We start from the raw sequence: 20,857 nt of genomic DNA, 5'->3' as shown, positions 1-20,857 counted from the left end.
CCTCCGAACCCGGTGCCCCCGATCGGGCAGGGGGACGGTCAGGCGACCGGGCCCGGCAGGTCGGCGAGGACCGCCACCGCGTCCCGGTGCACGCCCGGCGTGCCGAGTGCGATCTCACCGGCCTTGGCACGCTTGAGATAGAGATGCACCGGGTGCTCCCAGGTCATCCCGATGCCGCCGTGAAGCTGCACGCTCTCCTCGGCGACGCGCAGCGCCACCTCCGAGCACCAGGACTTGGCCACCGCCACCGCCAGCTCGGTGTCCCTGCCGTCCTGCCCGTCCCGGCCGTCCCGCTCGTCCTGCCCGTCCCGCTCGTCGCCTCCGACTGCCGGGCCGGTCGCCCCGGCCAGCAGGTGAGCCGCGTTCCTCGCGGCGGCGCGAGCGCGTACGACGTCCAGCCAGAGATCGGCCATCCGGTGCTTGATCGCCTGGAAGGATCCGACCGGCCGGGCGAACTGGTGACGCTCCTTGATGTAGGCGAGCGTCGTGTTCAGGCACCATTCGGCGACGCCGAGCTGCTCGGACGCGAGCAGACCCGCACCGGTGAGCAGAGCCCGCCGCACGTCACCGCCGTCCGCACCCTCGATCCGCCGGCCCGGGGCCGACGACAGCGTCACGGTCGCGATCGGCCGGGTCAGGTCCAGTGACGGGACGACCTCCACCGTCGCGTCCGCCGCGTCCACCGCGTACAGCCCACCGCCCGCGGGCACCAGCAGCACGTCGGCGACGTCGGCGCCGGCGACGGCGCGCACCTGCCCGCTCAGCACGCCGTCCCGTACGGTCGCGGTCTCGGCGAACCGATACGGCGAGACCGCGAACGGCACCACCAGCGCCGCCGTGGCCTCCCCCGCCGCCAGCGCGCCGAGCAGCCCGTCGCCGGAGCCGAGCAGCGCCGAGACGGCGAGCACCGAGCTGGTGAGGAACGGCAGCGGCGCCACCGCCCGCCCCAGCTCCTCCAGCACCACCGCGGTCTCCCGCGCCGACGCCCCGGCACCGCCGTGCTCCTCCGGCACGAGCAGGCCGGCCACCCCGATCTCCTGGGCCAACGTCTTCCACAGCTCCGCGTCGTACGGGGTCGCGGACTCGACCCGCCTCAGCACGACGCCGGGCCCGCAGCGGTCCGCGAGCAGATCCCGGACGGAGGCCCGGAGATCCTCCTCGATCTCGGTGTAAAGCAGCGTCATCGGTCGCTCACCACTCCTCGTTCACTACGCGGACCGCTCGTCCCTCACGACCCACTCCGCTCACCGCGTCGGCCTCGCTCCGCGTCATCGGTCGCTCACCACTCCTCGTTCACTACGCGGACCGCTCGTCCCTCACGACCCACTCCGCTCACTGCGTCGGCCTCGCTCCGCGTCATCGGGGGAGTTCCTTCCAGGGGACGTCCTTGTCGACGCGGGGCTCGGAGGGCAGGCCGAGCACGCGCTCGGCGACGATGTTGCGCAGGATCTCCGAGGTGCCGCCCTCGATGGAGTTGCCCTTGGCCCGCAGGTAGCGGTAACCGGGACCGCGGCCGAAGAAGTCGACGGCGTCGGAACGGCGGAAGGTCCAGTCGTCGTAGGCCAGGCCCTCCTCACCGCGCATCTCCACGTCGAGCCCGGACAGGGCCTGGTTGAGCGAGGCGAAGGACAGCTTCATCCCGGAGCCCTCCGGGCCGGGCTGCCCGGCGGCCAGCTGCTCGCGGAGCCGGGAGCCGGCCAGCCGGGTGACCTCGGCCTCCACCCACAGGCGCAGCAGCCGTCCGTGCAGGTCGTGGGTGCGCAGCTCCGGCCGGGCCCGCCAGGTGTCGGCGACCAGGCCGATCATGCCGCCGCCCCGCCGGACCGGCCCGCCGCCGATCGCCACCCGCTCGTTCATGAGCGTGGTCTGGGCGACCCGCCAGCCGTCGCCGACCTCCCCCAGCCGCAGGTCGTCGCCGAGCCGCACCCCGGTGAGGAAGACCTCGTTGAACTCGGCCTCACCGGTGATCTGCCGCAGCGGCCTGACCTCGACCCCGGGGGCGTGCATGTCGCACACGAAGTAGGTGAGCCCCCGGTGCTTGGGGACGTCGGGGTCGGTCCTGGCGACCAGGATGCCCCATCTGGAGTGGTGGGCCCCGGAGGTCCACACCTTCTGCCCGTCCACGATCCACTCCTCGCCGTCCCTGACCGCGCGGGTGGCGAGGGTGGCCAGGTCGGATCCGGCGCCCGGCTCGCTGAAGAGCTGGCACCAGATCTCCTCACCCGTCCACAGCGGACGCAGGAACCGCCCGCGCTGCTCGTCGGTGCCGAACGCCAGGATCGTCGGCGCCGCCATGCCCAGGCCGATCGTCTGCAACCCGTGGTTGATCTGCGGGGTGCCGGTGAACTCCCGCTCCACGACGTTCTGCAGCTCGCGGGGGGCACCCAGCCCGCCGAGCCCCTCGGGAAAGTGCACCCAGGCCAGCCCGGCGTCGAACCGGGCCCGCAGGAACTCCAGCCGGTCACCCGCCGGGTCGTGCCCGGCCAGGAACGCGGCCACCCGCTCCCTGACCGTCTCTTCGTCCAGCGCCACGAACGCTCCCTTCGTCGATGCCTCGTGCCGGCGCGATCCGCGGGCCGGTCACATGTGCTTCTTGAGCTCCCGGTGCGCCAGGGAGCGCTTGCGGACCTCGTCGGGCCCGTCGGCGAGCCGCAAGGACCGGGCGGCCGCCCACAGGCCGGCCAGCGGGAAGTCCTGGCTGACACCTCCGGCGCCGTGGCACTGGATGGCCTTGTCGAGGATCCACTCCACCTCGCGGGGGGTGGCGATCTTGATCGCCTGGATCTCGGTGTGGGCGCCCCGGTTGCCCACGGTGTCCATCAGCCAGGCGGTCTTCAGCACGAGCAGGCGGAGCTGCTCGATCTTCACGCGCGACTCGGCGATCCAGTCCTGGACCACGCCCTGGCGGGCGAGGGGCTTGCCGAACGCCGTCCGCGACAGCGCGCGGACGCACATCAGCTCGACGGCCCGCTCGGCCATCCCGATGAGCCGCATGCAGTGGTGAATCCGCCCGGGTCCGAGCCGGGCCTGGGCGATGGCGAAGCCGCCGCCCTCCTCACCGATCAGGTTGTCCGCCGGCACCCGGGCGTCCTCGAACACGATCTCGGCGTGGCCGCCGTGGTCGGCGTCGGAGTAGCCGAACACGTGCATGCCCCGCTTGACGTGCACGCCGGGCGTCTCGCGCGGCACCAGGACCATCGACTGCTGCCGGTGCGAGGACGCCTCGGGGGCGGTCTTGCCCATCACGATGAAGATCTTGCAGGCGGGGTTCATCGCACCGGAGGCGAACCACTTGCGTCCGTTGATCACGTATTCGGCGCCGTCCCTGATGATCGACAGGGTGATGTTGGCGGCGTCGGAGGACGCGACGTCGGGCTCGGTCATCGCGAACGCCGACCGGATCTCGCCGCGGAGCAGCGGCTCCAGCCACTCCTTGCGCTGCCGGTCGCTGCCGAACATGGAGAGGACCTCCATGTTGCCGGTGTCCGGGGCGGCGCAGTTGGTCGCCGTGGGGGCGATCCGCGGTGAGCGGCCCATGATCTCGGCCAGTGGCGCGTACTGCAGGTTGGTCAGTCCCGCGCCGTGCTCGCCGGGCAGGAACAGGTTCCACAGGCCGCGCCTGCGCGCCTCCTCCTTGAGAGCCTCCAGCAGCGGCGGGCCGGCCCACCCGCTCTCCGCGACCTGAGCCTCGAAGGCCTCCTCCGCCGGGTAGACGCACTCGTCCATGAAGGCGAGCAGCCGCCCGCGCAGTTCCTCGGTCCGGGCGTCGAACGCGAAATCCACCGGCCCCTCCTCACGGTCCTCCAGGAGCGTACCGACCGGACGGTATGAGTGTCGACACGCCTTCTATGCTCGACCCATGGATCCCACCTATTTCGTCACCCCGGAAGAGTTCCGCACCTGGCTGGAAGAGCATCACACCATCGCGACGGAACTACTGGTCGGGTTCCACAAGAAGGGCACCGGCCGTCCGAGCATCACCTGGTCGGAATCGGTCGACCAGGCCCTGTGCTTCGGCTGGATCGACGGCGTCCGCCGCAGTCTCGGCGCCGAGAGCTACTGCATCCGCTTCACCCCACGCAGACCGGGCAGCACCTGGAGCGCGGTGAACATCGCCAAGGTCGCCGAGCTGACCGATCGGGGCCTGATGCACCCCGCGGGGCTGCGGGCCTTCGAGAAGCGCACCGACGCCAACTCCGCCATCTACTCGCACGAGCGGCGCGATGACCCCGTGCTGGACGAGGAGCAGCGGCGGCGTTTCCAGGCGGAGCCGGACGCCTGGGAGTGGTTCCAGGCTCAGCCGCCCGGCTACCGGAAGACCGTCGTGCACTGGGTGACGAGCGCCAAGAGGCCGGAGACGAGGGAGAAGCGCCTCGCGCAACTGATCACGGAGTCGGCGCGTGGACGCAGGCTCTCCTGATCCGGCCGCCGAGTGGTCTCCCCGAAGACCCCCTGAGTGGACCTTGGGCCAGGTCCACTCGGGCCCGTAGGGTCACCGGCATGACCACGCGCATGCCCGCCCCCGCCGTCCTGCACGGCGACGTCGTCCGCCTGGAGCCGCTCGACCCCGGCCACGTCCCCGACCTGTTCCTGGCCGGCGGCGGCGACGAGGAGGTATGGCGCTGGCTGCCCGCCCCGGCTCCGCGGACCGAGGGCGAACTGGAGGCGCTCGCGAAGGGCCTGATCGACGACCCCGACCACGTGCCGCACGCGGTGATCCTGCGGGAGACCGGCCGCGCGGTCGGCTGGACCTGCTACCTCGACACCCCCGGTTACGCCGACAGCATCGAGATCGGCTGGACCTGGTACGGCCGGGCCGTGTGGCGCTCGGCGGTGAACACCGAGTGCAAGATCCTGCTGATCGATCACGCCTTCGACAAGCTCGGCGTGAACCGGGTGCAGCTCAAGACCGACATCCTCAACACCCGCTCGCAGACCGCGATCCGGCGCATCGGCGGCGTCTCCGAGGGCGTCCTGCGCCGCCAGCGCCGCCGCCCGGACGGCACCTGGCGGGACACCGCCTACTTCAGCATCCTGGACGACGAGTGGCCCGCCCACCGGGCCCGGCTCACGAGCCTTCCCCGCTGAGCACGAACCGGGCCCGGCTCACGAGCCTTCGCTGAGCACGAACCGGACCCGCCGCCTCACAGCCCCTCCCCGCTGAGCACGCGCCGGGTCCACCTCACGGACTCTCCTGCTTGAACACGCCACCGTGCCCGCCTCACGGGCTCTCCCCGCCGAGCATGCCGCGCAGGAACTCCCTGACGCCGAGGCGGAGGTCGTCGAGCGTCGGTTCGACGCCGGCCCCCACCCCGGCGTCGAACATCACTCCCTCGCAGAAGGCGACGACCTGGCGGGCGTGCCGGACGGGGTCGGAAGACCCCGCGGCGGAGAGGATCGCGACCGCCGGCTCACGGAAGCGCTCACCCGACCGGTCGTAGATCCTGCGCAGCTCGGGACGGCGGGTCGCCTCCAGCGCCAGCTCGTAACGGGCGATCGTGTGGCGACGGCCGACGGTCAGCTGGAGGTGGAGCACCTGGGCGGCCATCTCGGCGAGGGCGTCGAGGTCGCCGGGCCGGGCGATGTCGAGGATCGGCTGGAAGGCGGCCGCCTCCAGCTGGGTGAGCCGGGCGAGCGCCAGCTCCAGCAGGGCGGACCGGGTGCGGGCCAGGTTGGACGTGGAGCCGGCCGGCAGACCGGCCACCTCGTCCACCGCCCGGTGGGTCAGACCGCGCATCCCCCGCTCCACCAGCAGGCCGATGGCGGTGTCGGCGACGAGCTCGGCACGTTGGGACTTCACCCTTTAATACTACATTTGTAGTTAAACCGCATACGCGCTAGCATCCCACTACATCTGTAGTGAGGAGTGGCCATGACGCGGGCAGTGGTGATCGGGGCGGGCATCGGCGGCCTGACGGCGGCGGTGGCGCTGCAACGGTGGGGGTGGGAGGTGACGGTGCTGGAGAGGGCGGCGTCCCTGGAGCCGGTCGGCTCCGGGCTCGCGGTCGCCGCCAACGCGCTCAGGGCACTCGACACGATCGGGGTCGGCGACGAGATCCGCGCGCTCTCGGCGATCCGCGGCGAGGGCGGCATCCGGCGTTCCGACGGCAGGTGGCTGGTGCGGACCACCGAGGAGGCCGCCTCCGCCCGGTACGGCGACTCCGTGGTGCTGCTGCGTCGCGCGAATCTGGTCGACGCGCTCTCTTCCCGCCTCGCCCCCGGGACGGTCCGGCTGAACACCGCGGTCACCGGCGTCGACCCGGAGACCGGCCGGGTGGCCTTCACCCACCGGGGCCCTTCCGGAGACGGCGGAAGCGTCAGCGATCCCCCCGGCGCCGGCGGCGGCTCCGCAGTCGGCGGAAGCGGTGACGGTTCCTCCTCGGGGCCCGGCACGTCCCCCTCGGGGACCGATACAGAAGGGGCCGGTACGGAGGTGTCGGAGCCCGGTACGGAGGGGACCGGCACGTCCTTTTCAGGGCCCGGCACGTCCTCCTCGGGGCCCGGCACGGAGGGGTCGGTGGAGGCGCTCCTGGTGGTGGCCGCCGACGGCATCCACTCCCCCACCCGGGCCACGCTGTTCCCCGGCCACCCCGGCCCCCGCTACGCCGGGATCACCAGCTGGCGGGTGCTCGTCCCCGGCGGGGGCGTCCCCGGCCGGACGTACGAGAGCTGGGGCCACGGAAAGGTCTTCGGGGTGATGCCGCTCGCCGAAGGCGTGGCCTACTGCTACGGCACCGACACCGTCCCAGCGGGCGGCGGGGGCGGCGACCGGCGGGCCGAGCTGCTGCGGCGGTTCGGCGACTGGCACGACCCGATCCCCGCGCTGCTCGCCGCCGCCGCGCCGGAGAACGTGCTGCGCAACGACGTCTACCATCTTCGGACCCCGCTGCCCGCGATGCACCGGGGCAGGGTCGCCCTGCTGGGCGACGCCGCGCACGCGATGACCCCCAACCTGGGGCAGGGGGCCTGCCAGGCGATCGAGGACGCCGTGGTGCTGGCCCACACGACCTCGACGGCCCTGTCGGCACCGACCGGCAGGTTCCCGGCACACCCCGACACCGGCGTACGGGCCGGGCTGGCCGCCTACACCGCCGCCCGCCTGGGACGGACCTCCAGGATCGTGGCCAGGTCGGCCGCGGTCTGCCAGGCCACCCGGTTGCGCAACCCGCTGGCCGCGGGGCTGCGCGACACGCTGATGAGCCTCGGCTGGCGGCTCGCCCCGGCCCGCACGACCGCCGCCATGGACGAGGTCCTCGGCTGGACGCCCCCGGACCTGGTCGAAGGGGCCCTCCACCGCTGAACGGCCCTTCGCCGGATGACCGGCCGCCCACCGGATGAACAGGCGTTATGACCAGGCACTCACCGGGTGACCGGCCGCCGCCGCACCCGGGGAGCGACTACGACGCGACGGGGGTCTTCACCTGCTCCCGGATCTCGGCGGGGACGCCCTTGTCGGGGGCGAGACGGGCGAGAGTGATCGTTCCCCAGATCAGCACGGCCGCCGCGAAGAGGGCGGGCACCACGTTCGACCAGCCGCTCGGCATCGCCTCGTCGAGCAGGAGCGCACCGGCGAGGATCGACGTGATCGGGTCGACCACCTGGACGGCGGCGTAGGCGATTCCGAAGTAACCCACCTCGTACGACTTCTGCAGCAGCACGACCGCGCAGATGAGCAGGATCGGGACGGCGAGCGAGAACCAGGTCAGCAGGTTGGCGAAGTCGCCGTGGAAGTTGCCGCCCACCACGCGCACGAACGTGGAGACGCTGGCCGTCACCGCCCCGGCGGCGACCGACAGCAGCAGGACCTTGGGAATGCCGGTCGCCTTCCGCCCGGCCAGGTGGGCCAGCAGCACGACCGCCCCGACGGTGCCGAGGAAGGCGAACGCCTCCGGGTTCGTCATGTGCGGGGTCACCGAGTGCGTCGGGACCAGCAGGAGCAGGCCGAGCAGACCGGCGGCGACCGCGATCGACCCGACGAGCTCACCCCGGTGCGGGCGCCTGCCGTGCAGCAACGCCGCCAGCGGCACGGCGAACACCAGCGTCAGCACGCTGATGGGCTGGATCGCGACCAGAGGCGCGAAGCTGAGGGCGACGGCGTGCAGGGACGCGCCGGTGAACCCGATGACGCCGCCTATCCACCACCGGGGCCGCCGCATCAGTTTGAGCGAGGCCCCCTCCGAGACCGCCTCGAACTGCTGGAGCGCGGCCCCCAGGGCGTAGCCCAGCGCGCCGACCAGGGCGATCGAGACACCGATCCAGGTCATCACCACCCACCCGGGGGGACGGGACGGTCGATGTGCAGCGATTCTCTGGTCATCTTGCAAGCTTAGAGCGCCGGACAAACGGGTAGGCACTGATGTTCGCCCGCAAGCGTGAATTGCACCCGTCCACAACGTGTACGACGGGCCCCGGCCGGATCGCCCGTCCACAATGTGTACGGCGGACCCGGTCGGATCGCCGCTCCGATCCCCCGTCCGGTGACGCGCCGGGTATCGGTCAGTCGCGGGCCGGGCAGACGCAGAACAGGTGGCCCTCCGGGTCGGCGAGCACGACCCAGGCGCCGTTCCCCGGCTGGAACTCGGGCTTGGTGGCGCCGAGCTCCAGGTAGTCACGGACGGCCGTCTCGACGTCGGGGACGCGGACGTCGAGGTGGAACTGCTTGTCGGGGCCGGGCCAGGCGGCGGGCTTGCGGTCGTGGTTCTGCTGGAAGTAGATGGTCATCGTGCCGTCGCCGATGCCGGCGTAGGTCTCCTCGGCGTACTGGATCTCGTAGCCGAAGACTGCGGCGTAGAACTCGGCCAGGCGGCGGGGCTCGGCGCAGTCGATGTTCACGGCGAGGAACGTTGCGATCGTCGTCATGGGTGCCAGCATTCCGCCCGTACCTGTCAGGTGCTGTCATGATTGCCGAACACGGTGATCCGATGCCCGGACAAGTGCTGGCATACGGGATCTTCTTCGTCGTCCTCGCCACGGTCCGGGCCACGACGGCATCGGCGGTCTCCCCCGCAGGGCCGCGCGGCACCTCCCTCCGGGCCACACCCTGTCCGCGCCACACCCTGTCCGCGCCACACCCCGTCCGTGCGGCACCTCTGGCCGGGCGGCACCTTGGCCGGTACGCGCCGGCGACTGACCGCCGACCGGCCGCGACTGCGAATTACCCTAGGTAATTCGTATTAGCGTGTTGACCAATCACTTGCTCGTCACCAATCTTTGTGATCACCGCCGCATCGCACGAGGTGTGAGACACGAAGGGACAGAGCATGTCCGAACCGGTCCTCAACCGCCGCACCCTCCTCCGCACGGCCCTCGGCACCGGTCTCACGGTGGCCGTCGGCGGCCACGTGATCACCACGACCCGGCTGGCCACCTCCGCCGACGGCATCGACTTCACCTACCACGGCGTGGTGCTCGACACCTCGATGGTGCCGGGGCTCTCCGAGGCCTCCTACGCCCGCGTCTTCGACCACTCGATCCCCGCGCTGGGCAGCCGGTACGTGATGGTCTTCATGGGCTACCACGGAGGCAAGCGGAAGATCTTCTGGGGCTGGTCCTCCGACGCGCTGACGTGGCGGTTCGACCCCTCGCCCCTCGTCTCCCCCGCCGGCGACGGGCTGAACGACATCAGCGGGCCGCACGTGCTCCGGCGCAACGGGACGACCTACGTCGTCTACCACGGCGGCGACGGCAGGATGTACCTCACCGAGGTCGGGAACGCCTTCGACAGGGAGGTGCATCTCGGCGTCTTCCACGCGTCGCTGCGCGGCGCGCCGGACAACGGGAGGTCCGCGGCGCCCGCTTTCGGCACCGACCGCGGGGTGGAGTACATGTTCTACGAAGCCGGCCAGCGGGGGTCCACCACCATCGCCGTCGCCCGCGTGACACCCTGATCCGGCGCGGACGCTCAGTCGAACAGGTTGGGCTCGGTGGCGACGATCTGGTCGTGGAGGGGCTGGAAGTTGATCCAGCCCACCAGGTCGTTGCCGATCTGGCCGTGGGTGAGCTTGGCGTTCTCGTGGCTGATCGGCACGGTCGGGCCGGCGGCCTTGGCCAGGAGCTGGGCCTGGCAGGAGCGCTCCATCGTGATGAACCACCAGGCGGCGGCGTCGACGCTGTCGCCGACGGTCAGCAGTCCGTGGTTGCGCAGGATGACGGCCTTGTGGGAGCCGAGGGCCTGGGCGATCCGGCGGCCCTCCTCGGTCTCCACGACCACGCCGGTGTAGTCGTCGAAGAGGCCGTGGTCCTCGTAGAAAGCGCACGCGTCCTGGGTGAGCGGCTCCAGCAGGGTGCCGAGCGACGACAGGGCCTTGCCGTGAACCGAGTGGCTGTGCGCGGCGGCGACCACGTCCGGCCGGGCCTGGTGGACCATCGAGTGGATCGCGAACGCGGCCTGGTTGACGTGGTACCTGCCCTCGACCACCTGGCCGTCGTGGTTGACGAGGATCAGGTCGCTCACCCTGATCCGCTTGAAGGACATCCCGAACGGGTTGACCCAGAAGTGGTCGGTGTGCTCGGGGTCGCGGACGGTGATGTGACCGGCCACGCCCTCCTCGAAGCCGAACCTGCCGAACAGCCGCAGTGCGGCGGCCAGGCGTTCCAGACGGTGGCGGCGCTCCTGCTCCACGGTCTCGAACTTCTCCGGGAGCCGGAAGGTGAGCCGATCGGCGGGGACCGGCTGCAGGTCGGACAGGCTCATCGTGCCTCCAGGGCGGTGGTCGCACGCGCGGGACGGCCGCCGCCCGCACGTCGTGCGGGACCTCGGCCGGACCCGGCCGATGCCCGTACGCCGTCCGGCGTCCGGTCAGGCGTCCGCACCCGTCCGGAGCCCCGCCGCCGCCCACGCCTGCTTCTGGAATCGAATTCTGTTTACTGACTGGTAACACGATAACCCGGCGACCTTCCCTTTCCCAGGGCCCGCGCACGTGTCCGGACCCGTACACCGGCCGCTCTTTCCACCACAATGTGCGGCAGGAACGGAACGCGGGCCTGGAAACGGGCGTTGGAGGGAACGTGGGCTCGATAACTCAGCGGATCAGGCGGTTTCTCGAACGCCCCGGCACCCTCGACCTGTCGCGGTTCGAGCGGACCGTGGCGGAGGCGGGGGCCCGCGAGGAGCGGATCCGCGGGCTCGACGAGCTGCCCGTGCCCCCGTCTCCGGCCGACGACGCCGCCGAGTTCTGCGCGGTCGCCCGGGAGGCGGCCCACCGCACGCTGGGGCTGCGTCCGTACGACGTGCAGCTGGTCGGCACGCTGGCGATGCTGTCGGGCAGCGTCGCGGAGATGGCCACCGGGGAGGGCAAGACCCTGTCCGGGGCGATGGCCGCCGCCGGGTACGCCCTGCAGGGCAAGCGCGTCCACGTGATCTCGGTCAACGACTACCTGGCCCGGCGCGACGCCGAGTGGATGGCCCCGCTGTACGAGGCGCTCGGCGTCTCGGTCGGCTGGATCGGCCAGAGCTCCACGCCCGGCGAACGCCGCGCGGCCTACGCCCGGGACGTGACGTACGGCTCGGTCAGCGAGATCGGTTTCGACGTGCTGCGCGACCGGCTCGTCACCGACGTGGCCGACCTCGTCGTGCCGCCGCCGAACGTGGCGCTGGTCGACGAGGCCGACTCGGTGCTGGTCGACGAGGCGCGGGTGCCGCTGGTGCTGGCCGGGGCGAGCGACCCGGGCGGCGCGGTGCCGGAAACGGCCGCGCTGGTCCGGCAGCTGGTCAAGGGATACCACTACGAGATCGACGACCAGGCGCGCAACGTCCACCTGACCACCAAGGGCATCGACACCGTCGAGAAGGCGCTCGGCGTCGCCCTCTACGACACGCCGGAGACGCTGACCGAGGTCAGCCTCGCCCTGCACGCCCACGCCCTGCTGACCAAGGACGTCGACTACATCGTCCGGGACGGCAGGGTTCACCTGATCAACCCGTCCCGGGGCCGGGTGGCGCTGCTGCAACGCTGGCCGGACGGCCTGCAGGCCGCGGTGGAGGCCAAGGAGGCGCTGCCCGCGTCGGAGACCGGCGAGGTCCTCGACTCGATCACCGTCCAGGGGCTGATCACCCGCTATCCCGAGAAGTGCGGGATGACCGGCACCGCGGTCGCGGTCGGCGACCAGCTGCGGGAGTTCTACGACCTCAAGGTGGCGGTGGTCCCGCCCAACCGGCCGTGCGTGCGCGTCGACGAGCCGGACCGGCTGTTCGAGTTCCGGCTGGAGAAGGACCTGGCGCTCGCCGACGAGATCGCCGAGGTGCACGCCACCGGGCGGCCGATCCTGATCGGCACCCTCGACGTGGCCGAGTCCGAGCGCCTGGCCCTCACCCTGAGCGGCCGGGGGCTGGAGTGCGTGGTGCTCAACGCCAAGAACGACGCGGAGGAGGCGGAGATCATCTCCCGGGCCGGTGAGCGCGGCGCGATCACCGTCTCCACCCAGATGGCCGGGCGCGGCACGGACATCCGCCTCGGCGAGGGCGTCGAGGAGCTCGGCGGACTCTACGTCATCGGCTCCGGCCGGCACGCCGGCAGCCGCCTGGACGACCAGCTCCGCGGGCGTGCCGGCCGGCAGGGCGACCCCGGCGGCTCGGTCTTCTTCGTCAGCGGCGAGGACGAGCTGATCGCCCACTACGTCGCCGACGAGTACGCCAAGGGTGTGCCCGAGCGGTCCCTGGTGGGGCACGCGCAGCGGGTCGCCGAGGGCGTCGACATGGAGATCCACCGCAACACCTGGCGCTACACCCGGCTGCTGGAGCGCCAGCGCTCCCAGGTGCTGGAGCGGCGCGACCGGGTCCTGCGCGGCCGGGTGGCCGGGGACGCCCTGGCCGCCGCGGTACCGGAGCGGTGGGCGGAACTGGTCGACGACGTCGGCGAGGAGACGCTGCACGAGGCCGCCCGCCAGATCGTCCTGTTCCACCTCGACCGCTGCTGGGCCGAGCACCTGGCCTACCTGGCCGAACTGCGGGAGGGCATCCACCTGCGCGCGCTCGGCCGTCTCAACCCGATCGACGAGTTCCACAAGGACGCCGTCCCCGCCTACGAGCGGCTGCTCGCCGAGATCGAGTCGCGTTCGGTGGAGTCCTTCCGGACCGCCGCCGTCACCGCCGACGGCCTCGACCTCGACGGCTCGGGCCTCAAGCGTCCCACCGCGACCTGGACGTACCTGGTGCAGGACAACCCCTTCGGCACCGAGTGGGACCGCATCCTCAACCGCCTGTCCACCAAGCTCCGCCGCCGCTGACCGCACCGCGCCGCGCCGGGTGGGCTCCCCCGCGGCCCCGCCGGGCCCTCCCGGCCGTCCCCGCTCCGGCGTGGGGGGCTCCGGTGCGGGGGGCTCCGGTGCGGGGGGCATCGTGGCCGCCGGGGCGGCGCTGAGGTCGGCGTCAGGCGGGAACCGGCGTCAGGCGGGGTAGGCGTGCGTCTCGGTGGCCTTGAGCGCGGCCCAGACACGCTCGCCGGGACGCAGGTCCAGCTCGGCGACCGCGGCGGCGGTGACGTCTGCGGAGGCTTCGAGCGGGCCGCCGAGCAGCACCCGCGCGTGGTCGCCGTGCCGCTCGACACCGCCGATCACCGCCTCCCACAGGTTCCTCGGGGTGCCGTCGGGCCGGGTGCGGTAGAGGGCGACGGCGGTCGGCGGGAAGGCGAGGAAGACCGGGCCGCGGTGCGACTCGGCCGTGTTGAGGGTGATGCCCTCCAACCGCACGGCGTGCCCGTCGGCCTCCCCCCGGTAGAGGTTGAGGCCGACCAGCCGCGCGACGTACTCGGTGCGGGGGTGACGGGCGACGGCCGGCGGCGGCCCCTGCTGGACGACGGCGCCGTCCTCCACGACGACGAGCCGGTCGGCCAGGACCATGGCGTCCAGCGGGTCGTGGGTGACCAGGACGGCGGCGCCGTCGAAGTCACGCAGGTGATGGTGGAGCCGGGCCCGGATGTCGAGGCGGGTGTGGGCGTCGAGCGCGGCCAGCGGCTCGTCGAGCAGGAGCATCCGGGGCCGTACGGCGAGAGCGCGGGCCAGGGCGACGCGCTGGGCCTGGCCGCCGGAGAGCTCGTGGGGCCGGGCGGCGGCGTACCCCGCGAGGCCGACCCGCTCCAGCCATTCGGCGGCGAGCAGACGGGCCCGCCTCTTCGGGGTGCCGTGGCAGCGCGGCCCGAAGGCCACGTTGTCCAGCGCCGACAGGTGCGGGAACAGCAGGTAGTCCTGGAAGACCATGCCGACGGGACGCCGGTCGGCGGGGGTGTCGTGGATCGGTTCCCCGTCCAGGCGGATGTGCCCGCCGGTGACGGGCACCAGCCCGGCCAGGGCACGCAGCGCGGTGGTCTTGCCCGCGCCGTTCGGGCCGAGCAGCGCGACGACCTCGCCCGCGGCGACGTCCAGTTCGACGTCGAGGCGGAACCCGGGGCGTTCGACGACCAGCCTGCTCTCGATCACGACGTGCCCGCCCAGCGTTCGCGGAGACTGGCCAGGACGAGCACGGAGACCGCCAGCAGCACCAGGCTCAGTACGATCGCGGCCTCCGGGTCGGTCTCCAGCGCCAGGTAGACGGCCAGCGGCATGGTCTGGGTCTGACCCGGGAAGTTGCCCGCGAAGGTGATCGTGGCCCCGAACTCGCCCAGGGCCCGTGCCCAGCACAGCACGGCACCCGCCGAGACGCCCGGCGCGACCATCGGCAGGGTGACCCGGGTGAAGACCCGCCACCGGGACGCCCCCAGGGTCGCCGCGGCCTCCTCGAACCGCTGGTCGGCACCCTTGAGCGCGCCTTCCACGCTGATCACCAGGAACGGCATGGCCACGAACGCCTCGGCGACCACGACACCGGCCGTGGTGAACGGCAACGACACCCCGAACGTCTCGTACAGCCACCGTCCGGCCAGCCCGTTACGGCCGAGCACCAGCAGCAGCGCGACGCCCCCCACCACCGGCGGCAGCACCAGCGGCACCGTCACCAGGGCCCGGACCAGCCGCCGCCCGGGGAGGTTCCCCCGGGCCAGCAGCCAGGCGAGCGGCACGCCGAACAGCAGGCAGACGGCGGTCGCGACGGTGGCGGTGACCAGGGAGAGACGCAGCGCCTCCAGCACCAGGGGCTCGGCCAGCCGCTCGCCCATCGTGGACCACGGTGCCCGCACCAGCAGCCCGGCCAGGGGCAGCACCAGGAAGACCAGGCCGGCGACCGCGGGGACCGTCAACGCCCAGGGCATCCGCCCCTTCACGGCGTTTCGAACCCCGCCCCGGTCAGCACGACCCTGCCCTGCGGGGAGGTGACGAGGGCGACGAAGCGGCCGGCCAGGTCACCGGACGGGGCCTTGGCCAGCGCGGCGATCGGGTAGTCGTTGACGGCCTGGGCCGCCTCGGGGAAGGGCAGTCCCTGCACCTTGCCCACCGCCGCGAGGACGTCGGTCCGGTAGACCAGGGCCGCGTCGACCTCGCCGAGGGTGACCTTGGTGAGGGTCGCCTTGACGTCCTGCTCCAGGGTGACGGGGACGATCTTCAGGCCCGCCGCGGCCAGGGCCTTGGCGGCTGCGGCCCCGCAGGGCACCTGCGGAGCGCACAGGGCGACCTTCACCCCGGGGCCGGCGAGGTCCGCGAGGTCGTCGATCTTCGCCGGGTTGCCCGCGGGCAGGGCGATCTCCAGCCGGTTGCGGGCGAAGACGACGGGGTTCGCCGCCAGGGAGGCGTCGGCGACGGTCTTCATGGTCGCCGGGCTGGCCGCGGCGAAGACGTCGGCGGGGGCACCCTGCACGATCTGCTGGGCCAGGGTGGCGCTGGAGCCGAAGTTGAACCTGACGTCCACGCCCGGGTTGGCGGCCTCGAAGTCGGCGCCGAGCCGGGTGAAGGACTCGGTCAGCGAGGCGGCGGCGAACACCGTCACCGTGCGGGCCGCTCCCCCGCCGGCACCGGCCGGGCGCCCGCCCTCGGCTCCGGCGCCCGCACCGCATCCGGTCACGGCCAGCAGGGCGGCCAACGCCACCGTCGGGAACAGGCCACGCACCACCCGGCGGGACTCCCGCGCCGCGGTGATCGAGCGTGAGATGAGTCGCAAATCCAGCCTCCAGGCTCAGGAGTTGTCGGGAACGCTCAGGAGTTGTCGGGAACGCTCAGGGGTTGTCGGGAACCTCGACGACGACCGTGGTGGACTTCACGACGGCGACCGCGACCACGCCCGGTTCGAGACCCAGCTCGTCGGCGGACCGGCGGCTCATCAGCGACACCACCCGGAACGGCCCCGCCGCTATCTCCACCTGAGCCATCACCGTGTCCTTGACCACCTCGGTGACGATCCCCCGGAAGCGGTTGCGCGCCGAGGACATGCTGCCGTGCTCGTCACGCGCCGACTGAGAACGCGCGAACGCGGCCAGCTCGGCCCCGGAGATCAGACGATGACCGTGGTCGTCGCGCCGGGCGGGCAGCCGACCGGTGTCGACCCAGCGGCGCACGGTGTCGGCGCTGACCCCCAGCAGCGATGCCGCCTCACTGATCCGGAACGTCGTCACGAACCATCACCATACCTCTCGCTTATTCCACCCTCTAAGGGGGATAGGTCTTGCTGTTGCCAGTGGGAAAATCCGATGCGGGTCGCATGAGCGACGCCGATCCCTCGGACCGGACATCACGCCACGCGCTACGCGCACGGTAATGGTTTTGGCAAAACACCCCCGTTATCGTGGTGTCCGTGACCTCCACCAGCGCATCCCGTCCGGTAGGCGAGCTCCTGCGCCAGTGGCGGGAGCGCCGGCGAATGAGTCAGATGGACCTCGCGATCCAGGCCGACATCTCCACCCGGCACCTGAGCTTCGTGGAGACCGGCAGGTCGAAGCCGAGCAGGGAGATGATCCTGCACCTGGCCGAGGAGCTGGACCTCCCCCTGCGCGAGCGCAACCACCTGCTGCTCTCCGGGGGTTTCGCGCCGCTCTACTCGGAGACGCCGCTCAACTCCCCGCACATGGCGTCCGTGCGGGAGGCGCTGGGGCAGGTGCTGAGCGGGCACGAGCCGTACCCGGCGGTGGTCGTCGACCAGCGCTGGAACCTCGTCGACCGCAACTCCGCCACCGGGCTGCTGCTGCGCGGGGTCGCGCCGGAGCTGCTGGAACCGCCGGTCAACGTGCTCCGGCTCAGCCTGCACCCCCGGGGCATGGCGCAGCGGATCATCAACCTGGGCGAGTGGCGGGCACACCTGCTGCACCGGGTCCGCCGCCAGATGAGCCTGACCGCCGACCCCGAGCTGACCTCGCTCTGGCACGAGCTGGAGGGCTACCCCTGCGACCAGCCCGAACCCGAGATCGAACGCCCCGGGCCGGGCGACATCGTCGTGCCGCTCCGGATCCGCCGCGGCTACCGGGAGCTCGCCTTCTTCAGCACGATGGCCACCTTCGGCACCCCGCTGGACATCACCGTGGCCGAGCTGGCCATCGAGGCGTACTTCCCCGCCAACCCGGAGACCGCCGCCTACCTGCAACACCAGCACCACCCCGACTGAGGCGGCACCCGCCGCCCCTTTCGCCATCGGACTCCAAGTGGGAGACAAGCGGGACACCCGACCATGGGGGCCCGTACCCGAGACTCACGGGGGTCCTCACATGGGCGTCACCGACTTCCTTTCGGCCAGGCGGCTGCGCACCGGGCACGCGCTGCTGCTCGGCTACCGGCCCGATCCGGCGCTGCTGCTGGAGACCGTGCGGCGGTGCAGCCCGGTGGCGCGCGCGGACCGCAAGGGGATCCGGGTGACCCGGAAGATGCGGCTGCGCGGCCCGATCGACATCACGCCGGCCATCGAGTCGCGGGCGGGCCTGCCGACGGGGTGGCGTACCGCCTACGTGCTGGAGGAGACCGGACGCGACATCGGCGGGCCGTACTGTGCCCCCTGGAACGTGGTCGAGGGGCTGGCCCGGCTGCTCAACGGGGCCGCGCACCCGGAGCCGGGCCCCCGGGACGCCCTCGCCTCGGTGGTCGGCTGCCGGGAGGAGATGTCCCCCGACCGTCTCGTGGAACTCCTGGCCGGGGTGATCCCGGATCTGCGAGTCCACGAGTGGGCCGACGACGAGACGCTGGTGTTCCGGAACGGGACGAGCCCGATCCGCGTACTCGCCATCCGATACCACAGCGAACGCGAGGGCAGGACGAACATCGAGTACGAGATGGACGTCGAGGATCCGGCCTCGCGCACGCCCGACCTGTTCATGACAGGCGAGCTGGCGGCCCGGCTGATCGCCGGGGAGACGGGCGGCGTCGCGCAGGATCGTGACGGTTTCCGCCTTCCGGACCGGGACACCCCGCCGCACACCCCGGATCTGTGACGTCTCCCCGGTCGTCCCACCCCCGGTGCGGTGACCCGGCGGCCCCGCCCGCCGTGCGCCGGGTGGGAATCGGGGCGGTGATAGCCTGCCGGGAATCCCCCTTTTTCGAGGGTGGAGGCACGAATGGGGGAATGGTTCGCGACGGAGATCGTGGCGGCGGGCAAGCTCCGGCTGTTCTGCTTCTTCGTCTTCTTCATCGGCACGTTCGTCTTCATCCGGATCAGCGTCCGGCTGATCCGTGCCCGGGTGAGATGGTGGCCGGGGAACGTCACCTCCGGCGGGCTGCACATCCACCACGTCGTGTTCGGCGTGGTCTTCATGTGCGTGGGCGGCGTCAGCGGGCTCGCCGTGCAGGACGTCGCCTCCGCGGCGGCCGGGCTGCTCGCCGGGCTGTTCGGTGCCGGCACCGCGCTCGTGCTGGACGAGTTCGCGCTGGTGGTCCTGCTGGACGACGTCTACTGGAAGGAGCAGGGCCGCCTGTCGGTGGACGCCGTCTTCGTGGCCGCCGCGATGTGCGGGCTGGCGCTGCTGGGTGCGAGCCCGCTGGAGCTCGACGACGTCCTCAACCCCGGACCCGACGACGACCTGCTGTCCACCGGGCAGATCGCGTTCGTCGTGGGCACCAACCTGGCGTTGTCGGTGGTCGCCCTGGGCAAGGGGAAGATCTGGACCGGCCTGATCGGGATCTACATCACCCCGCTGGCGCTGGTCGGCGCGATCCGGCTGGCCCGGCCCGGCTCCCCGTGGGCACGGCGGCGCTACAAGCCGGGATCGCGGAGTCTGCGCAGGGCCGAGTGGCGGGAGCACAGGATCCACCAGCCGATCGAGCGGTTCGTCGACGGGCTCCAGAACCTGGTGGCCGGGCGCCCGTCGCCGAAGGCGTGACCGGCGCCGGCCACGGAAGCGGGAGGCGGGCCACAGGGAGCCGGGCCACGGCCTGACCGGCGCCGGAGCGCGGACGGGCCGCACGGCGTGTGCCCGCGTCCCGGCCCTCTCAGCCGGGTACGCCGACCCTCGGCCGCCTCATCCGGGCACCCTCGGCCGCCTCATCCGGGCACGCCGGTCCCGGGCCTCCTCGCGCGGGCCGCGGCGATCCTCGCCGACACGACGTCGACCAGTAGGAAGGCGGCCAGCGAGACGCCGAGCAACGGCAGGAACACCCCCAGCGCGATCACCACGGCGGCCACGGGCGGCACCACCGCCCAGGGCAGGCGCCGCAGGCCGCCGCGTCCGTACGGGGTGCCGAAGCCCCGGGTCGGGCGGCGCAGCCACCACATGCGGTACCCCCACACGATGAGGCAGATCAGCGCGACGGCCAGGGCACCGAGGAGGATCTGGTTGGGCAGTCCGAACAGCAGGCCCATGTGCCCGTCGATGCCCCAGCGGGTCAGCTTGGCGGCGAGGGGGTAGTCGTCGAAGCGCAGCTCGGCGGTGACCCGCCCGCTCGCCGGGTCGACCGCGACCTGGTCGTTGCGCTGCGGCCAGAGGCGGTCCATCTCCTTGACGACGTACGGATCCCCGGGGCCGGCCGGCCAGACGATCTCCAGGGGGCCGGACAGCCCCGCGCCGGTCGCCGCCCGCACCACCTGGTCGACGTCGACGGGAGCGGAGGCACCGTGTTGCCCGTGTCCCCCGTGTTGCCCATGGCCTTCGGATCCCTCGCCGCTCCCGGTCCCGCTCCCGCTCCCGGTTCCGTGGGTGCCGTGGCCGCTCGCGGCCGAAGAGATCGACGGAGTGGACCAGCCGAGCGACGACTGGAGCACGTCGACGTTCGCTCCCGCGTACTTCGACCAGGTCAGGCCGGTCGCCGACAGGAAGAGCAGACCGGCCAGCACCCACAGGCCGACCGAGCCGTGCCATGAGAGGGTCCGCCGCAGGCCACGGGTGCCGCGCTCCGGCGCGACGGCCAGCCGCAGCTGCCGTCCGGCCCGGCGCCGACGGGTCAGCCAGAGCACCACACCGCCCAGCGCGACCACCCACAGCCAACTGGCAGCCAGCTCGCTGTAGAGACGCCCCGGCTCCCCCAGGTGCAGGTGCCGGTGGAACTGGGAGATCCACGTCCGCACGGGCAGGGCCCCCGAACTGCCGTAACTCTCCAGGGCGCCCCGGACCTCGCCGGTGTGGGGGTCGACGAAGACCGCGAGCCGGGTGCTCTCCGCCAATCCCGGGACGTCGAGCAGCACCCGGGTCGTCCGGCCGGGCTCGACAGCGGTCCGCACGGCGCCGACGGTCCCCTCAGGGTGCGCGGCGGTCGCGGCGGCGACCTGCCGCGCCAGCGGCAACCCGAACTGACCGGGCTGACCAGGCTGCGCTGACCGGCCGGTCGGGACGGGGGCGGTCAGCTCATGGGAGTGGACGATCTCCTCCAACTGGAACGAGGCGGCGTACAGCAGGCCGGTCGTCGCGGCCACCAGCAGGAACGGGGCGACGAGGATTCCGGCGTAGAAATGCAGGCGGAGCAGGAGCGCGCGCAGCGTCGCCCGGGTCGAGGGGACGGGTGGCACGGCGGGTCCGGTCTCGGGCCGGACACCGGTCTCGGATGTCATGGGGTTCTCCGTTCACGGGGACGCGCACGGCTGGGTGCG

The 20,857-nt window shown here is 72.4% G+C and carries 20 protein-coding genes; 8 read left to right on the top strand and 12 right to left on the bottom strand.

What is annotated here, in order from left to right; translation table 11 throughout:
• Positions 1 to 38: 38 nt before the first annotated feature.
• From F4562_RS23800 to F4562_RS23790, 3 genes are all read right to left on the bottom strand, one after another.
• Positions 39 to 1,184 (bottom strand): acyl-CoA dehydrogenase family protein, encoded by a 1,146-nt coding sequence (locus F4562_RS23800; RefSeq protein ID WP_184541069.1) that lies wholly within the window; start codon positions 1,182 to 1,184, stop codon positions 39 to 41.
• A 172-nt stretch (positions 1,185 to 1,356) separates the two neighbouring features.
• Positions 1,357 to 2,532 carry an acyl-CoA dehydrogenase family protein gene (locus F4562_RS23795; RefSeq protein WP_375782466.1) on the bottom strand — a complete coding sequence of 392 codons (1,176 nt, stop codon included), beginning with the start codon at positions 2,530 to 2,532 and terminating at the stop codon, positions 1,357 to 1,359.
• A 48-nt stretch (positions 2,533 to 2,580) separates the two neighbouring features.
• Complete coding sequence (locus tag F4562_RS23790) at positions 2,581 to 3,783, bottom strand: acyl-CoA dehydrogenase family protein (RefSeq protein ID WP_184541070.1); 1,203 nt, start codon at positions 3,781 to 3,783, stop codon at positions 2,581 to 2,583.
• A 76-nt stretch (positions 3,784 to 3,859) separates the two neighbouring features.
• Here F4562_RS23790 and F4562_RS23785 point away from each other — a divergent pair, with 76 nt between their 5' ends.
• Positions 3,860 to 4,420, top strand: a complete 561-nt coding sequence (locus F4562_RS23785) for a YdeI/OmpD-associated family protein (protein ID WP_184541071.1) — start codon at positions 3,860 to 3,862, stop codon at positions 4,418 to 4,420.
• Between the two features lie 80 nt (positions 4,421 to 4,500).
• Positions 4,501 to 5,088: a GNAT family N-acetyltransferase gene (locus F4562_RS23780; protein WP_184541072.1), complete on the top strand. Its 588-nt coding sequence runs from the start codon at positions 4,501 to 4,503 to the stop codon at positions 5,086 to 5,088.
• A gap of 133 nt (positions 5,089 to 5,221) precedes the next feature.
• On the opposite strand, the gene F4562_RS23775 is transcribed toward F4562_RS23780, so the two are convergent.
• Complete coding sequence (locus F4562_RS23775; RefSeq protein WP_311733959.1) at positions 5,222 to 5,800, bottom strand: TetR/AcrR family transcriptional regulator; 579 nt, start codon at positions 5,798 to 5,800, stop codon at positions 5,222 to 5,224.
• A 72-nt stretch (positions 5,801 to 5,872) separates the two neighbouring features.
• Between F4562_RS23775 and F4562_RS23770 the strand changes: the two genes are divergently transcribed.
• Positions 5,873 to 7,300: an FAD-dependent monooxygenase gene (locus tag F4562_RS23770; protein WP_184541073.1), complete on the top strand. Its 1,428-nt coding sequence runs from the start codon at positions 5,873 to 5,875 to the stop codon at positions 7,298 to 7,300.
• A 97-nt stretch (positions 7,301 to 7,397) separates the two neighbouring features.
• On the opposite strand, the gene F4562_RS23765 is transcribed toward F4562_RS23770, so the two are convergent.
• Positions 7,398 to 8,264, bottom strand: coding sequence for a DMT family transporter (locus tag F4562_RS23765; RefSeq protein ID WP_184541074.1), 867 nt, complete (start codon positions 8,262 to 8,264; stop codon positions 7,398 to 7,400).
• Positions 8,265 to 8,496: 232 nt separating this feature from the next.
• Positions 8,497 to 8,859 (bottom strand): VOC family protein, encoded by a 363-nt coding sequence (locus F4562_RS23760; protein WP_184541075.1) that lies wholly within the window; start codon positions 8,857 to 8,859, stop codon positions 8,497 to 8,499.
• 401 nt (positions 8,860 to 9,260) lie between these two features.
• On the opposite strand from F4562_RS23760, the gene F4562_RS35190 reads away from it, so the two are divergent.
• Complete coding sequence (locus F4562_RS35190) at positions 9,261 to 9,887, top strand: hypothetical protein (RefSeq protein WP_184541076.1); 627 nt, start codon at positions 9,261 to 9,263, stop codon at positions 9,885 to 9,887.
• A gap of 14 nt (positions 9,888 to 9,901) precedes the next feature.
• On the opposite strand, the gene F4562_RS23750 is transcribed toward F4562_RS35190, so the two are convergent.
• The gene (locus F4562_RS23750; protein ID WP_184541077.1) at positions 9,902 to 10,693 is read right to left on the bottom strand and encodes a class II aldolase/adducin family protein; all 792 of its coding nucleotides are present in this window, start codon (positions 10,691 to 10,693) and stop codon (positions 9,902 to 9,904) included.
• Between the two features lie 323 nt (positions 10,694 to 11,016).
• On the opposite strand from F4562_RS23750, the gene secA2 reads away from it, so the two are divergent.
• A complete protein-coding gene (secA2, locus tag F4562_RS23745; RefSeq protein WP_311733974.1) occupies positions 11,017 to 13,224 on the top strand; it encodes an accessory Sec system translocase SecA2 in 2,208 nt (735 codons plus the stop codon).
• A gap of 159 nt (positions 13,225 to 13,383) precedes the next feature.
• On the opposite strand, the gene F4562_RS23740 is transcribed toward secA2, so the two are convergent.
• The 4 genes from F4562_RS23740 to F4562_RS23725 all read right to left on the bottom strand — a co-directional run bounded on the left by F4562_RS23740 (position 13,384) and on the right by F4562_RS23725 (position 16,472).
• Entirely contained in the window at positions 13,384 to 14,412 is a 1,029-nt protein-coding gene (locus tag F4562_RS23740) for an ABC transporter ATP-binding protein (RefSeq protein ID WP_184541079.1), read from the bottom strand.
• Positions 14,409 to 15,179, bottom strand: a complete 771-nt coding sequence (locus tag F4562_RS23735; RefSeq protein ID WP_184541080.1) for an ABC transporter permease — start codon at positions 15,177 to 15,179, stop codon at positions 14,409 to 14,411. The genes F4562_RS23740 and F4562_RS23735 overlap by 4 nt, the downstream gene beginning before the upstream one ends.
• A gap of 8 nt (positions 15,180 to 15,187) precedes the next feature.
• The gene (modA, locus tag F4562_RS23730; RefSeq protein ID WP_311733975.1) at positions 15,188 to 16,012 is read right to left on the bottom strand and encodes a molybdate ABC transporter substrate-binding protein; all 825 of its coding nucleotides are present in this window, start codon (positions 16,010 to 16,012) and stop codon (positions 15,188 to 15,190) included.
• Between the two features lie 64 nt (positions 16,013 to 16,076).
• The gene (locus tag F4562_RS23725; RefSeq protein WP_184541081.1) at positions 16,077 to 16,472 is read right to left on the bottom strand and encodes a TOBE domain-containing protein; all 396 of its coding nucleotides are present in this window, start codon (positions 16,470 to 16,472) and stop codon (positions 16,077 to 16,079) included.
• Positions 16,473 to 16,642: 170 nt separating this feature from the next.
• Here F4562_RS23725 and F4562_RS23720 point away from each other — a divergent pair, with 170 nt between their 5' ends.
• The 3 genes from F4562_RS23720 (at position 16,643) to F4562_RS23710 (ending at position 19,157) form a co-directional block, all read left to right on the top strand.
• Positions 16,643 to 17,455 carry a helix-turn-helix domain-containing protein gene (locus F4562_RS23720; protein ID WP_446697321.1) on the top strand — a complete coding sequence of 271 codons (813 nt, stop codon included), beginning with the start codon at positions 16,643 to 16,645 and terminating at the stop codon, positions 17,453 to 17,455.
• Positions 17,456 to 17,555: 100 nt separating this feature from the next.
• A complete protein-coding gene (locus F4562_RS23715) occupies positions 17,556 to 18,272 on the top strand; it encodes a hypothetical protein (protein WP_184541082.1) in 717 nt (238 codons plus the stop codon).
• Between the two features lie 123 nt (positions 18,273 to 18,395).
• Complete coding sequence (locus F4562_RS23710) at positions 18,396 to 19,157, top strand: hypothetical protein (RefSeq protein ID WP_184541083.1); 762 nt, start codon at positions 18,396 to 18,398, stop codon at positions 19,155 to 19,157.
• A gap of 161 nt (positions 19,158 to 19,318) precedes the next feature.
• Here the strand turns inward: F4562_RS23710 and F4562_RS23705 are convergent, their stop codons facing one another.
• A complete protein-coding gene (locus F4562_RS23705) occupies positions 19,319 to 20,818 on the bottom strand; it encodes a PepSY-associated TM helix domain-containing protein (protein ID WP_184541084.1) in 1,500 nt (499 codons plus the stop codon).
• Between the last annotated feature and the right edge of the window lie 39 nt (positions 20,819 to 20,857).

The sequence above is a fragment of the Streptosporangium becharense genome (genome assembly GCF_014204985.1).
GTDB classification, from domain to species: domain Bacteria; phylum Actinomycetota; class Actinomycetes; order Streptosporangiales; family Streptosporangiaceae; genus Streptosporangium; species Streptosporangium becharense.
This window is presented reverse-complemented; position numbering and strand designations above follow the sequence as displayed.

What these genes read in the sequence shown, in the direction of transcription:
- F4562_RS23800 (WP_184541069.1), bottom strand. Translation starts at nt 1,184, where the DNA reads ATGACGCTGCTTTACACCGAGATCGAGGAGGATCTCCGGGCCTCCGTC.
- F4562_RS23785 (WP_184541071.1), top strand. Translation starts at nt 3,860, where the DNA reads ATGGATCCCACCTATTTCGTCACCCCGGAAGAGTTCCGCACCTGGCTG.
- F4562_RS23780 (WP_184541072.1), top strand. Translation starts at nt 4,501, where the DNA reads ATGACCACGCGCATGCCCGCCCCCGCCGTCCTGCACGGCGACGTCGTC.
- F4562_RS23770 (WP_184541073.1), top strand. Translation starts at nt 5,873, where the DNA reads ATGACGCGGGCAGTGGTGATCGGGGCGGGCATCGGCGGCCTGACGGCG.
- F4562_RS23765 (WP_184541074.1), bottom strand. Translation starts at nt 8,264, where the DNA reads ATGACCTGGATCGGTGTCTCGATCGCCCTGGTCGGCGCGCTGGGCTAC.
- F4562_RS23760 (WP_184541075.1), bottom strand. Translation starts at nt 8,859, where the DNA reads ATGACGACGATCGCAACGTTCCTCGCCGTGAACATCGACTGCGCCGAG.
- F4562_RS35190 (WP_184541076.1), top strand. Translation starts at nt 9,261, where the DNA reads ATGTCCGAACCGGTCCTCAACCGCCGCACCCTCCTCCGCACGGCCCTC.
- F4562_RS23750 (WP_184541077.1), bottom strand. Translation starts at nt 10,693, where the DNA reads ATGAGCCTGTCCGACCTGCAGCCGGTCCCCGCCGATCGGCTCACCTTC.
- F4562_RS23735 (WP_184541080.1), bottom strand. Translation starts at nt 15,179, where the DNA reads ATGCCCTGGGCGTTGACGGTCCCCGCGGTCGCCGGCCTGGTCTTCCTG.
- F4562_RS23715 (WP_184541082.1), top strand. Translation starts at nt 17,556, where the DNA reads ATGGGCGTCACCGACTTCCTTTCGGCCAGGCGGCTGCGCACCGGGCAC.
- F4562_RS23710 (WP_184541083.1), top strand. Translation starts at nt 18,396, where the DNA reads ATGGGGGAATGGTTCGCGACGGAGATCGTGGCGGCGGGCAAGCTCCGG.
- F4562_RS23705 (WP_184541084.1), bottom strand. Translation starts at nt 20,818, where the DNA reads ATGACATCCGAGACCGGTGTCCGGCCCGAGACCGGACCCGCCGTGCCA.